At 57.3% G+C, this 13,443-nt stretch carries 10 protein-coding genes; 8 read left to right on the forward strand and 2 right to left on the reverse strand.

Annotated features, from left to right (window positions below):
- Positions 1 to 248 precede the first annotated feature (248 nt).
- Genes aceB through aceK form a run of 3 tightly spaced genes read left to right on the forward strand, consistent with a single transcriptional unit; the run spans position 249 to position 4,966 of the window.
- Positions 249 to 1,850: a malate synthase A gene (aceB, locus tag SOM40_RS01110; RefSeq protein ID WP_320529793.1), complete on the forward strand. Its 1,602-nt coding sequence runs from the start codon at positions 249 to 251 to the stop codon at positions 1,848 to 1,850.
- Positions 1,851 to 1,883: 33 nt separating this feature from the next.
- Positions 1,884 to 3,188, forward strand: coding sequence for an isocitrate lyase (gene aceA, locus SOM40_RS01115; RefSeq protein ID WP_320529794.1), 1,305 nt, complete (start codon positions 1,884 to 1,886; stop codon positions 3,186 to 3,188).
- A gap of 50 nt (positions 3,189 to 3,238) precedes the next feature.
- Positions 3,239 to 4,966 (forward strand): bifunctional isocitrate dehydrogenase kinase/phosphatase, encoded by a 1,728-nt coding sequence (aceK, locus tag SOM40_RS01120; protein WP_320529795.1) that lies wholly within the window; start codon positions 3,239 to 3,241, stop codon positions 4,964 to 4,966.
- Here aceK and iclR read toward each other — a convergent pair.
- Positions 4,963 to 5,787: a glyoxylate bypass operon transcriptional repressor IclR gene (gene iclR, locus SOM40_RS01125; protein WP_146145521.1), complete on the reverse strand. Its 825-nt coding sequence runs from the start codon at positions 5,785 to 5,787 to the stop codon at positions 4,963 to 4,965. The genes aceK and iclR overlap by 4 nt on opposite strands.
- A 194-nt stretch (positions 5,788 to 5,981) precedes the next feature.
- Between iclR and metH the strand changes: the two genes are divergently transcribed.
- From metH to rluF, 5 genes are all read left to right on the forward strand, one after another.
- Positions 5,982 to 9,665: a methionine synthase gene (metH, locus tag SOM40_RS01130; protein ID WP_320529796.1), complete on the forward strand. Its 3,684-nt coding sequence runs from the start codon at positions 5,982 to 5,984 to the stop codon at positions 9,663 to 9,665.
- A gap of 176 nt (positions 9,666 to 9,841) precedes the next feature.
- Positions 9,842 to 11,473 carry a Na/Pi cotransporter family protein gene (locus tag SOM40_RS01135; protein ID WP_261644496.1) on the forward strand — a complete coding sequence of 544 codons (1,632 nt, stop codon included), beginning with the start codon at positions 9,842 to 9,844 and terminating at the stop codon, positions 11,471 to 11,473.
- 95 nt (positions 11,474 to 11,568) lie between these two features.
- Positions 11,569 to 11,862 carry a type II toxin-antitoxin system CcdA family antitoxin gene (locus SOM40_RS01140; protein ID WP_320529797.1) on the forward strand — a complete coding sequence of 98 codons (294 nt, stop codon included), beginning with the start codon at positions 11,569 to 11,571 and terminating at the stop codon, positions 11,860 to 11,862.
- Positions 11,862 to 12,179, forward strand: coding sequence for a CcdB family protein (locus SOM40_RS01145; RefSeq protein WP_320529798.1), 318 nt, complete (start codon positions 11,862 to 11,864; stop codon positions 12,177 to 12,179). Before SOM40_RS01140 ends, SOM40_RS01145 begins: the two co-directional genes overlap by 1 nt.
- A 53-nt stretch (positions 12,180 to 12,232) precedes the next feature.
- On the forward strand, positions 12,233 to 13,108 hold the full coding sequence (gene rluF / locus SOM40_RS01150; protein ID WP_320529799.1) for a 23S rRNA pseudouridine(2604) synthase RluF: 876 nt from the start codon (positions 12,233 to 12,235) through the stop codon (positions 13,106 to 13,108).
- On the opposite strand, the gene SOM40_RS01155 is transcribed toward rluF, so the two are convergent.
- Positions 13,109 to 13,381, reverse strand: coding sequence for a YjbD family protein (locus SOM40_RS01155; protein ID WP_106993910.1), 273 nt, complete (start codon positions 13,379 to 13,381; stop codon positions 13,109 to 13,111).
- Positions 13,382 to 13,443: the final 62 nt, after the last annotated feature.

Raw genomic sequence — 13,443 nt, forward strand, 5'->3', positions numbered from 1 at the left:
GTAGCGTTTCAGCTCTCCAGTTAAGGCACCTTCGGGTGCCTTTTTTATTTCCGAAATCCCATCCGTCTGGTGAATGATTTTTAAACTCATCAATATCAATGCATTACATGCATTTAAAATTAAAAATGGAAATAGTTTTTGATTTTACGATAAATCCAGATAGTCTTAATTTTGCTGAACGAAAACTACACAACGATCTTCGTTCGCGTGGGGGAAGTGAATTCGGATCAACGACGAGGAGCAGTAAAATGAATCAACAGGCAACCATTATCGATGAACTGGCCTTTAACCAACCGCATGGGGAGCAGGAGCAGCAGGTTCTGACGCCCGATGCCGTTGAATTTCTTACCGAGCTGGTGACCCGCTTCACGCCAAAACGCAATAAGTTACTGGCGGCACGTATCCAGCAGCAGCAAGACATTGATAATGGAAAGCTGCCTGACTTTATTTCGGAAACCGATTCCATTCGTGAAGGTGACTGGGCGATCCGCGGCATTCCGCAGGATCTGCAGGACCGACGCGTCGAGATCACCGGCCCGGTAGAGCGCAAAATGGTGATCAATGCGCTGAATGCCAATGTGAAAGTCTTTATGGCCGATTTTGAAGATTCGCTGGCACCTGACTGGAGCAAAGTGATCGAAGGGCAGATCAACCTGCGCGACGCGGTGAACGGTACCATCAGCCACACCAATGAAGCCGGCAAAATTTATCAACTCAAGCCCAACCCGGCGGTACTGGTCTGTCGCGTGCGCGGCCTGCATTTACCGGAAAAACATGTTACCTGGAACGGGGAAGCGATCCCCGGCAGCCTGTTCGACTTTGCCCTCTACTTCTTCCACAACCATAAGACCTTGCTGGCCAAAGGCAGCGGTCCCTACTTCTACCTGCCGAAAACGCAGGCCTGGCAGGAAGCGGCCTGGTGGAGTGAGGTCTTCAGCTATGCCGAGGATCGTTTCGATCTGCCGCGCGGCACCATCAAAGCCACCCTGTTGATTGAAACCCTGCCAGCTGTGTTCCAGATGGATGAAATTCTGCATGCCCTGCGCGACCACATTGTGGGCCTGAACTGCGGCCGCTGGGATTACATCTTCAGCTATATCAAGACCCTGAAAAACCACCCGGATCGCGTCCTGCCGGACCGTCAGGTGGTCACTATGGATAAATCATTCCTGAATGCCTACTCACGTCTGCTGATCAAGACCTGCCACAAACGCGGCGCCTTCGCGATGGGCGGCATGGCAGCCTTTATCCCGAGTAAAGACAGCGAACGTAACAATCAGGTGCTGAACAAGGTGAAGGCCGACAAAGAGCTGGAAGCCAGCAACGGCCATGACGGAACCTGGGTGGCGCACCCTGGGCTGGCCGATACCGCCATGGAGGTGTTCAACCGTATCCTGGGCGATAACATAAATCAGCTGCACGTGACCCGCGAAGACGATGCGCCCATCACCGCCGCTCAGTTGCTCGAGCCGTGCGAGGGCGAGCGCACCGAAGAGGGGATGCGCGCCAATATCCGCGTGGCGGTGCAGTACATCGAGGCATGGATCTCCGGCAACGGCTGTGTGCCGATTTACGGTCTGATGGAGGATGCCGCCACCGCCGAGATCTCACGTACCTCTATCTGGCAGTGGATCCACCATCAGAAGACCCTCAGCAACGGCAAACCGGTGACTAAAGCCCTGTTCCGCCAGATGCTGTCGGAAGAGATGCTGAACATTCAGGAAGAGCTGGGCGAGCACCGCTTCAGCAGCGGTCGCTTCGATGCCGCCGCACGCCTGATGGAACAGATCACCACCTCAGATGACTTAATCGACTTCCTGACGCTGCCTGGCTACCGCCTGCTGGCCTGATTTCACCACATAACAATAATGGAGCATCTGCACATGAAAACCCGTACCCAACAAATCGAAGCATTACAGAACGAGTGGACTCAACCGCGCTGGGAAGGCATTGAACGCCCGTACAGCGCAGAGGAAGTGATGAAGTTACGCGGCTCGGTTAACCCGGAGTGCACCCTGGCGCAGCTTGGGGCGGCCAAAATGTGGCGTCTGCTGCACGGCGAATCGAAAAAGGGCTACATCAACAGCCTCGGCGCGCTGACCGGCGGCCAGGCCTTGCAGCAGGCGAAAGCGGGGATTGAAGCGGTCTATCTCTCAGGCTGGCAGGTCGCGGCGGACGCCAACCTGGCGTCCAGCATGTACCCGGACCAGTCCCTCTACCCGGCAAACTCCGTTCCGGCCGTGGTGGAGCGCATCAACAACACCTTCCGTCGTGCGGATCAGATCCAGTGGGCCTCCGGTATTGAGCCAAACGATCCGCGCTTTGTGGATTACTTCCTGCCGATTGTTGCCGATGCGGAAGCGGGCTTTGGCGGGGTACTGAACGCCTTCGAGCTGATGAAATCGATGATTGAGGCCGGTGCAGCGGCTGTTCACTTCGAAGATCAGCTGGCCTCGGTGAAGAAGTGCGGACATATGGGCGGCAAAGTGCTGGTCCCGACTCAGGAAGCGATCCAGAAACTGGTGGCGGCTCGTCTGGCCGCTGACGTGCTGGGCGTCCCGACGCTGGTGATTGCCCGTACCGATGCCGATGCGGCGGACCTGATCACCTCCGATTGTGACCCTTACGACAGCCAGTTCATTACCGGGGAGCGCACCAGCGAAGGTTTCTACCGTACCCATGCCGGCATTGAGCAGGCGATCAGCCGCGGTCTGGCCTACGCCCCTTATGCCGACCTGGTGTGGTGCGAAACCTCCACTCCGGATCTGGCCCTGGCTAAACGCTTCGCTGACGCCATCCATGCGAAATACCCGGGCAAACTGCTGGCCTATAACTGCTCCCCGTCCTTCAACTGGCAGAAAAACCTGGACGATAAAACCATCGCCAGCTTCCAGCAGGAGCTGTCGGACATGGGCTACAAATATCAGTTCATCACCCTCGCGGGTATTCACAGCATGTGGTTCAACATGTTCGACCTGGCGCATGCTTATGCCCAGGGCGAAGGCATGAAGCACTACGTTGAGAAGGTCCAACAGCCGGAATTTGAGGCCAGCAAACAGGGCTACACCTTCGCCTCGCACCAGCAGGAAGTGGGCACGGGCTACTTCGATAAAGTCACCACTATTATTCAGGGCGGCGCCTCCTCCGTCACTGCCCTGACCGGGTCAACCGAAGAAGCACAGTTCTGATATTTTTCCCCTCTTCCCTCTGGGGAGAGGGTTAGGGTGAGGGGGAATCAATGTCGCGTGGCCTGGAATTATTGATTGCACAAACCATCCTGCAGGGCTTTGATGCCCAGTATGGTCGTTTCCTTGAAGTGACGTCTGGGGCGCAGCAGCGCTTTGAGCAGGCCGACTGGCATGCGGTGCAGCAGGCCATGAAGCAGCGTATCCACCTTTACGATCATCACGTTGGCCTGGTGGTGGAGCAATTGCGCTGCATCACCGGCCACACCAGTACCGATGCCGCATTCTTGCTGCAGGTGAAAGAGCATTACACCCATCTGCTGCCGGATTACCCTCGCTTTGAAATTGCGGAAAGCTTTTTCAATTCCGTCTATTGTCGGCTGTTTGACCACCGTTCCCTGTCACCGGAGCGGCTCTTTATTTTTAGCTCTCAGCCTGAGCAACGCCTTCGTGCCTTGCCGCGTCCGCTGGCGAAAGCATTTTTTCCCGAGCACGGCTGGGAGGCGCTGTTAACCAAGGTGTTAGCCGATCTGCCCCTGCGTCTGCCGTGGCAAAATCGCCCGCGTGATGTCGGGTATATCATTGCTCATCTCTCGGAAACGCTCGGGACCGATAACCTGCAGAACTGCCATCTTCAAATCGCTAACGAACTGTTCTATCGCAACAAAGCCGCCTGGCTGGTAGGTAAGCTGATTACGCCGGACGTCACGCTGCCGTTTTTGCTGCCCATTCACCGCAGCGATGAAGGGGAGCTGGCGGTCGATACCTGTCTGACCACCAGCTCCGAGGCGAGCATCGTTTTCGGCTTCGCCCGCTCCTATTTTATGGTGTATGCCCCGCTGCCGGGGGCGCTGGTAGAGTGGCTGCGGGAGATCCTGCCGGGTAAAACCACCGCCGAACTGTACATGGCGATAGGCTGCCAGAAACACGCCAAAACCGAGAGTTACCGGGAGTATCTGCACTATATCAACCGTGCTGATGAGCAGTTTATCGAGGCGCCGGGCATTCGCGGCATGGTGATGCTGGTCTTTACCCTGCCGGGGTTTGATCGGGTGTTTAAGGTGATTAAGGATAAATTCGCCCCGCAAAAAGAGATGACGGCCGCCCACGTGCGCGCCTGCTATCAGCTGGTGAAGGAGCACGATCGCGTCGGGCGAATGGCGGATACCCAGGAGTTTGAGAACTTCGTGTTGGATAAGCGGCAGATTGCGCCGGAACTGATGGCGCTGCTGTTGCAGGAAGCGCCTGGCAAGATTACCGATCTGGGCGACCGGATCGCCATCAGCCATCTCTATATCGAACGGCGGATGGTGCCGCTCAATATCTGGCTGGAGCAGGTGGAGGGGCAGGCGCTTCACGATGCGATAGAAGAATATGGCAACGCTATCCGCCAGCTGGCGGCGGCCAACATCTTTCCGGGCGATATGCTGTTTAAAAACTTCGGCGTCACCCGGCACGGGCGGGTGGTGTTCTACGATTACGACGAAATCTGCTACATGACGGAAGTGAATTTCCGCCAGATCCCGCCCCCGCGTTATCCGGAGGATGAGCTCGCCAGCGAGCCGTGGTATAGCGTCTCGCCGGGGGACGTTTTCCCGGAGGAGTTTCGGCACTGGCTCTGCGCTGACCCGCGCATCGGAGCGCTGTTTGAAGAGATGCATGCCGATCTGTTTCGCGCTGACTACTGGCGGAGCCTGCAGACGCGCATCCAGAACGGGCATGTGGAAGATGTGTATGCTTACCGGCGCAAGCAGCGGTTTAGCGTCAGATACACGACTTAACGAATCCCACCATACGCCAGCGTCACTTCCTTCGCCGCTTTGATCACCAGCGCCCCCAACTCGGTCACGCGATCGTCGGTCATTCGCGAGATTGGCCCGGAAATGGAGATGGCGGCAAAGGGTTCACGATGCTCGTCATAAATGCAGGCGGCAAGACAGCGCAGACCGAGGGCATGCTCTTCATCATCAAAGGAGTAGCCGCGCTTGCGCGTCAGGGCTAAATCCTCTTTCAGATGCAGTGGGGAAACCAGCGTCGCGTGGGTATAAGCATGTAAGCCTTTGCGGTGCAGCAGCCCGGTGACCTGCTCCTCGCTGAGCTGGGAGAGGAACGCTTTTCCTGCCCCGGAGGCGTGCATCGGCAGCTTGCCGCCAATCGGCGCAGACATGCGCATCAGCTGGGTGCACTGCACCTGGTCGATAATAATCGCCTGGTGATCGCTCTGGTCGAGCACCGCCAGGTTGACCGTCTCCCCGGAATCTTCCATCAGCTTGCGCAGGATCGGATGGACGATGGCGAGCAGGTTACGGCTCTGCAAAAAGCTGCTGCCGACGATAAACGCGTGGGCGCCCACGGACCAGTGCCCCAGCTCGCCCACCTGACGGACAAAGCCCAACTGCTGCATAGTGGTGAGCAGGCGATGGGTAGTGGAGTTCGGCAGGCCTGCCTGCTGGGCCAGCTCGGTGAGCGCCACGCTGCTGTGCGACTCGGCTATCCACTCCAGCAGTTTAAGGCCCCGCGTCAGGGACTGGACTTGTCCGCCCGGCTGGGCGGTTGCGGCGGCAGGTTTTCTGCCGCGTTTAGCGGGAACGGTGGCAACCATGACAGGCTCCTTTTTCTGTATCGTGGAAATCATTTTCGTTTTATTTGGCTGTTTTGCAACCGCTATCCTTACTGATCGGAGGAGTTATAGTGAACATGTCTCATGTTACCGCGGTGTGACTTTTCCCCTTTGCAAGATTATGCCAGTATGGTCTGCTGGCCTTTTGGCCTGGTTGAGCGTTGTCGGGAGCAAGTGTGAGCAGCAAAGTAGATCAACTTCGTGCGCAGTTAAATGAACGCATTCTGGTGCTGGATGGCGGTATGGGCACCATGATCCAGAGCTATCGTCTGAGTGAAGACGACTTTCGCGGCGACCGCTTCGCCGACTGGCCCTGCGATCTGAAAGGTAACAACGACCTGCTGGTGCTCAGCAAGCCAGAGATTATCGCCGCCATTCATTACGCCTATTTCGAGGCGGGTGCGGATATCGTTGAGACCAACACCTTCAACTCGACAACCATCGCCATGGCGGATTATCAGATGGAATCCCTGTCGGCGGAGATTAACTACGAGGCGGCCAAACTGGCGCGTGCCTGTGCCGACGAGTGGACGGCCCGCACGCCAGAGAAACCGCGCTACGTTGCCGGGGTACTTGGCCCGACCAACCGCACCGCCTCTATCTCACCGGATGTGAACGATCCGGCGTTCCGTAATGTCACCTTTGACCAGCTGGTGGCCGCGTACCGCGAGTCGACCCGCGCGCTGGTGGAAGGCGGTTCCGATCTGATCATGATCGAGACGGTGTTCGATACCCTCAACGCCAAAGCCGCAATCTATGCGGTTAAAGAGGAGTTCGACGCCCTGGGCGTGGACCTGCCGATCATGATCTCCGGCACCATCACCGATGCTTCTGGCCGTACCCTCTCCGGGCAGACCACCGAGGCGTTTTACAACTCCCTGCGCCATGCCGATGCCCTGAGCTTCGGCCTGAACTGTGCCCTGGGGCCGGACGAACTGCGCCAGTATGTGCAGGAGCTGTCCCGTATCGCTGATTGCTACGTGACCGCCCACCCGAACGCTGGCCTGCCAAACGCCTTTGGTGAATACGATCTCGACGCCGCGACGATGGCGGAGCAGATCCGCGAGTGGGCAGCATCCGGATTCCTGAATATTGTCGGCGGCTGCTGCGGTACCACGCCAGAGCATATCGCCGCCATGAGCAATGCCGTGGCGGGGCTGCCACCGCGTAAATTGCCCGAGCTGCCGGTTGCCTGCCGCCTTGCTGGCCTTGAACCGTTGAACATCGGCGATGACAGCCTGTTTGTGAACGTCGGGGAACGTACCAACGTCACCGGCTCCGCGAAATTCAAGCGCCTGATCAAAGAAGAGAAATACAGCGAAGCGCTGGATGTTGCCCGCCAGCAGGTAGAGAGCGGCGCGCAAATTATCGATATCAACATGGATGAGGGGATGCTCGACGCCGAAGCGGCGATGGTGCGTTTCCTCAACCTGATTGCCGGTGAGCCGGACATTGCCCGCGTGCCGATTATGATCGACTCCTCAAAATGGGAAGTGATCGAGAAAGGCCTGAAGTGCATCCAGGGCAAGGGCATCGTCAACTCCATCTCGATGAAAGAGGGGGTTGAGCCCTTTATCCATCACGCCAAACTGGTGCGCCGCTACGGTGCCGCCGTGGTGGTAATGGCCTTTGATGAAGTCGGCCAGGCCGATACCCGTGAGCGCAAAATTGAGATCTGCCGCCGCGCGTACCAGATTTTGACCGAAGAGGTCGGCTTCCCACCGGAAGACATAATCTTTGACCCGAACATTTTTGCCGTTGCGACCGGGATCGAAGAGCACAACAACTATGCCCAGGACTTTATCGGCGCCTGCGAAGACATCAAACGCGAGCTGCCGCATGCCCTGATCTCCGGCGGTGTCTCCAACGTCTCGTTCTCGTTCCGCGGTAACGACCCGGTGCGTGAGGCGATCCACGCGGTGTTCCTCTACTACGCCATCCGTAACGGGATGGACATGGGGATCGTTAACGCCGGCCAGCTGGCGATTTATGACGACCTGCCAGCGGAGTTGCGCGACGGCGTTGAAGACGTGATCCTCAACCGTCGCGACGACGCCACCGAGCGCATGCTGGAGCTGGCCGAAAAATATCGCGGCAGCAAAGCCGATGACAGCGCCAACGTGCAGCAGGCGGAGTGGCGTTCCTGGGACGTGAAAAAGCGTCTCGAATATTCGCTGGTAAAAGGCATCACCGAGTTTATCGAGCTGGATACCGAAGAGGCCCGCCAGCAGGCCGCGCGTCCGATTGAGGTGATTGAAGGCCCGCTGATGGACGGCATGAACGTGGTGGGCGATCTGTTCGGTGAAGGCAAAATGTTCCTGCCGCAGGTGGTCAAATCCGCCCGCGTAATGAAACAGGCGGTGGCTTACCTGGAACCTTACATCGAAGCCAGTAAAGAAAAAGGCTCCAGTAACGGCAAGATGGTGATCGCCACCGTGAAAGGGGACGTGCATGACATCGGCAAAAACATCGTCGGCGTGGTGCTGCAGTGTAATAACTACGAGATTATCGATCTGGGCGTGATGGTTCCGGCGGATAAAATCCTCAAAACCGCGCGGGAAGTGAATGCCGACCTGATAGGCCTCTCCGGGCTGATCACCCCGTCGCTGGACGAGATGGTCAACGTGGCGAAAGAGATGGAGCGCCAGGGCTTTACCCTGCCGCTGCTGATTGGCGGCGCGACTACCTCGAAAGCGCACACCGCGGTGAAGATCGAGCAGAACTACAGCGGGCCGACGGTGTATGTGCAGAACGCCTCGCGCACGGTGGGCGTGGTTTCGGCGCTGCTGTCGGCAACCCAGCGGGACGACTTTGTCGCCCGAACCCGCAAAGAGTACGAAACGGTGCGTATCCAGCACGCGCGCAAAAAGCCGCGTACCCCGCCGGTAACCCTGGCCGCGGCACGGGATAACGACCTGGCCTTTGACTGGTCAAGCTATACGCCGCCGGTTGCCCATCGTCTGGGCGTGCAGGAGGTCACGGCCAGCATCGAGACCCTGCGCAACTACATCGACTGGACACCGTTCTTTATGACCTGGTCGCTGGCCGGAAAATACCCGCGCATTCTCGAAGATGAGGTGGTGGGTGAAGAGGCCCAGCGCCTGTTTAAAGACGCTAATGACCTGCTCGATCAGCTCAGCGCTGAGAAAACCCTCAACCCGCGCGGCGTGGTAGGGCTGTTCCCGGCCAACCGCGTGGGGGATGACATCGAAATCTATCGCGATGAAACCCGCACCTATGTACTGACGGTCAGCCATCATCTGCGTCAACAGACCGAGAAGGTCGGTTTCGCCAACTATTGTCTGGCCGATTTCGTCGCGCCGAAGCTGAGCGGCAAAGCGGACTACATCGGTGCCTTTGCCGTCACCGGTGGGCTGGAGGAGGACGCGCTGGCGGAGGCCTTTGAAGCGCAGCACGATGATTACAACAAAATCATGGTCAAAGCGATTGCCGACCGTCTGGCCGAGGCCTTTGCCGAATACCTGCATGAGCGGGTGCGTAAAGTGCACTGGGGCTATGCGCCGAACGAGAACCTCAGCAACGAGGAGCTGATCCGCGAGAACTACCAGGGCATTCGCCCGGCGCCAGGCTACCCGGCCTGCCCGGAACATACCGAGAAAGGCACCATCTGGCAGCTGCTGGATGTTGAAACCCATACCGGGATGAAACTCACCGAGTCCTTCGCCATGTGGCCGGGGGCGTCGGTGTCCGGCTGGTATTTCAGCCATCCTGACAGCAAGTATTACGCCGTGGCGCAGATCCAGCGCGATCAGGTGGAGGATTATGCTCTGCGTAAAGGGATGAGCGTTTCTGAAGTTGAGCGCTGGCTGGCACCGAATCTGGGGTACGACGCGGATTAAGGTCACGTTTCCTTACAACAAACAGGGCACCTACAGGGTGCCCTGTCTCTTTCTTACGTTTGACCCCTTATACTTGAGAAGAGCTCAGGTCAGGCGTAGGCCGGATAAGCGAAGCGCCATCCGGCGTTTCTGGCATGGGCTTAAGGAACTGATAACGAAAAGGAGAACCTACATCCGTGCTGACTCTGCTACATCTGCTTTCTGCCGTGGCGTTGCTGGTCTGGGGCACGCACATTGTCCGTACCGGCGTGATGCGTGTTTTTGGTGCCCGTTTACGTACCGTCCTCAGCCGCAGCGTTGAGAAAAAGCCGCTCGCCTTCTGCGCCGGCATTGGCGTGACCGCGCTGGTGCAAAGCAGCAACGCCACCACCATGCTGGTCACCTCATTTGTGGCTCAGGATCTGGTGGCGCTGACCCCTGCGCTGGTGATTGTCCTTGGCGCTGATGTCGGCACCGCCCTGATGGCGCGCGTGTTAACCTTCGATCTCTCCTGGCTGTCGCCGCTGCTGATTTTCATCGGCGTGATTTTCTTCCTTGGCCGCAAGCAGACCCGCGCCGGTCAGCTGGGACGCGTGGGAATTGGCCTTGGTCTGATTCTGCTGGCGCTGGAGTTGATCGTCCAGGCCGTCACCCCTATCACCCAGGCCAGCGGCGTTCAGGTCATTTTCGCCTCGCTGACCGGCGATATCCTGCTGGATGCGCTGATTGGCGCGGTGTTTGCCCTGATCAGTTACTCCAGCCTGGCGGCTGTGCTGTTAACCGCCACACTCACCGCGGCGGGGATCATCTCCTTCCCGGTGGCGCTTTGTCTGGTGATTGGCGCCAACCTTGGCTCCGGCCTGCTGGCAGTACTCAACAACAGCGCCGCTAACGCTGCAGCCCGTCGCGTGGCGCTCGGCAGCCTGCTGTTCAAGCTGGTGGGTAGCCTGGCCATTCTGCCGTTCATTTATCCGCTGGCGAATCTGATGGACAACCTGCCGCTGCCGAAATCGGAGCTGGTGATCTACTTCCACGTCTTCTACAACCTGGTGCGCTGCGTGGTGATGGTGCCCTTTGCCGGCGTGATGGCACGATTCTGTGAACGAATTATCCGTGATGAACCCGAGCTGGATGCGCGCCTGAAACCCAAGCATCTGGACACTTCAGCCCTGGATACCCCGGCGCTGGCACTGGCTAATGCCGCCCGGGAAACGCTGCGCATGGGCGATGCCATGGAGCAGATGCTGGAGGGGCTGAAAAAGGTGATGCACGGCGAACCGCGAGAAGAGAAAGAGCTGCGCAAGCTCGCGGATGACATCAACGTGCTCTATACCGCCATCAAGCTCTATCTGGCGCGGATGCCAAAAGATGAGCTGGCGGAGGAGGAGTCCCGTCGCTGGGCGGAGATCATCGAGATGTCGCTCAACCTCGAGCAGGCCTCCGATATTGTCGAGCGCATGGGGAGTGAAATTGCGGATAAATCGCTGGCGGCTCGCCGGGCGTTTTCCCTCGAAGGCGTTAAAGAGCTGGATGCGCTGCACGATCAGCTGCTCGCCAACCTGAAGCTGGCGATGTCAGTCTTCTTCTCCAGCGATCTGGCCAGCGCCCGTCGTCTGCGCCGTAACAAGCACCGTTTCCGCATTCTCAACCGCCGCTATTCCCACGCGCACGTTGACCGGCTGCACCAGCAGAACGTGCAAAGTATCGAGACCAGCTCCCTGCATATGGGGCTGCTGGGGGATATGAAACGTCTCAACTCCCTGTTCTGCGCGGTGGCGTACAGCGTGATGGAGCAGCCGGATGAAGATGATGGCCGGGATGAGTATTAATCTGGATAACGCCTCGCAGAAGTGAACTGCGGGGCGTGACGACAGTCCTCTGGCACGCTACCGTGAAGCCCTTATTTTCCCGGAGGGTATAGAAAATGCTCATTTACTACGCTACGCTGCAACACATCATGCGCATTGCTACGGGAGTTATCATGCGCACCAGACCAGGCATTAAAAAATCTGTGAATGTCTCTCTGTCGCCAGAGGTACTGGAGCATGCACGTCAACTTAACATCAACCTGTCCGCAGTTTTGACCGAAGCGTTGATGGAGAAATTTCGTGAAAATAAACGGGCGGAGTGGTTGCAGGACAACGCCTCTTCCATTGAAGCGGTTAATCAGTGGGTAGATGAAAACGGCTCATTCAGTGATTTTCAGCGATCGTTCTGATGGAACAGTTCTTCGCGTACCAGAATAAAGGACCCGGAAAAGGAGTTTATCCTTATCTGGTTAATCTTCAGCACCCGATAGCCAGTGTGTTAAAGCATGTGCTGGTGGCGCCAGCGATCGAATTAGCTCAATTGTCAGGTAATAAACCACCTGCCAAAATTTGTCCTGTTGTCGACATAGCCGAAAAGCCACATGTGGTGATGACGCATATGATGGCGGGGATCCCGGCAAAGGAGGTCGGCGAGCGTATTGCTGCTTTAACCCATGAACGAACCGCATTACGGGATGCTCTCGATTTTCTCATCAATGGATACTAACCCATTTTTGTTGCCCGCAACCTAAGGTATATTTCGCCTCTACAGGAGAAATTATGCTGCCAACTCAATCCACCCGATTAAACAAATACATTAGCGAGAGCGGGATCTGCTCGCGTCGCGAGGCTGACCGTTACATCGAACAGGGCAACGTGTTTATCAATGGTAAACGCGGCACCATCGGCGATCAGGTCGCCCCTGGCGACGTGGTCAAAGTGAATGGTCAACTGATCGAGCCCCGGGACGAAGAAGACCTGGTGTTTATCGCGCTGAATAAACCGGTTGGCATTGTCAGTACCACAGAGGATGGCGAGCGCGACAACATCGTCGATTTCGTCAACCACAGCAGCCGTATCTTCCCGATTGGCCGTCTGGATAAAGACTCCCAGGGGCTGATTTTCCTCACCAACCACGGCGATCTGGTGAATAAAATCCTGCGGGCCGGTAACGACCACGAGAAAGAGTACATCGTCACGGTCAACAAGCCGGTCACGGACGACTTTATTCGCGGGATGGGGGCGGGCGTGCCGATCCTCGGTACGGTGACGAAAAAGTGCAAGGTGAAGAAAGAAGCGCCGTTCGCGTTTCGTATCACCCTGGTTCAGGGCTTAAACCGCCAGATCCGCCGCATGTGCGAACATTTTGGTTTCGAAGTGACCAGGCTGGAACGTACCCGCATCATGAACGTTAGTCTCTCCGGCATCCCGCTGGGTGAATGGCGCGATCTGACCGGGGATGAGTTGATTGAGCTGTTTAAGCTGATCGAGAATTCGTCCTCAGAAGCGAAGCCGAAAGCGAAGGCAAAACCGAAAACGCAGGGCATTAAACGCCCGGTGGTTAAAGCCCCGCAGGGGGAAGAGAAAAGCAAAGCCAAACCGGCCGGGAACGGAAAACGCTTTACCCAGCCAGGGCGCAAAAAGAAAGGGCGCTAATCAGCGCCTTCCACGGGTTGGGGTACTGGCCGACCAGGAAAACGTTGCCTCTTTATCCACTTTATAAGCCTGCTCTTTTTTAAGTTTGCGGGCTTTTTTGGCTTCCACTTCACGCTGAGCCATCAGTTTATCGATGTACTCTTTTTTAACGTGATTGGTTTCGGCGTTGGTCAGCAGTCGGCCATGGGCGATACGGGCGCGATCGAGCAGGGTTTTCAGTTCGCGCTGCTCGCTTTCCGTCATCTCTTTCTGGGTCAATCTCGGTGTGGACATACCTGAAGCCTCCTGTGGACGAGGCTTCAGTGTAAAGCATGCCTTCGCTGTCGCGAAGCTGA

Origin of the sequence: Leclercia sp. CFBP8987 (genome assembly GCF_034044995.2) — a bacterium.
Lineage (GTDB): Bacteria > Pseudomonadota > Gammaproteobacteria > Enterobacterales > Enterobacteriaceae > Enterobacter > Enterobacter tamurae.

Coding starts and splice junctions, on each gene's coding strand:
- aceB (WP_320529793.1), top strand. CDS start 249: ATGAATCAACAGGCAACCATTATCGATGAACTGGCCTTTAACCAACCG.
- aceA (WP_320529794.1), top strand. CDS start 1,884: ATGAAAACCCGTACCCAACAAATCGAAGCATTACAGAACGAGTGGACT.
- aceK (WP_320529795.1), top strand. CDS start 3,239: ATGTCGCGTGGCCTGGAATTATTGATTGCACAAACCATCCTGCAGGGC.
- iclR (WP_146145521.1), bottom strand. CDS start 5,787: ATGGTTGCCACCGTTCCCGCTAAACGCGGCAGAAAACCTGCCGCCGCA.
- SOM40_RS01140 (WP_320529797.1), top strand. CDS start 11,569: ATGCTCATTTACTACGCTACGCTGCAACACATCATGCGCATTGCTACG.
- SOM40_RS01145 (WP_320529798.1), top strand. CDS start 11,862: ATGGAACAGTTCTTCGCGTACCAGAATAAAGGACCCGGAAAAGGAGTT.
- rluF (WP_320529799.1), top strand. CDS start 12,233: ATGCTGCCAACTCAATCCACCCGATTAAACAAATACATTAGCGAGAGC.
- SOM40_RS01155 (WP_106993910.1), bottom strand. CDS start 13,381: ATGTCCACACCGAGATTGACCCAGAAAGAGATGACGGAAAGCGAGCAG.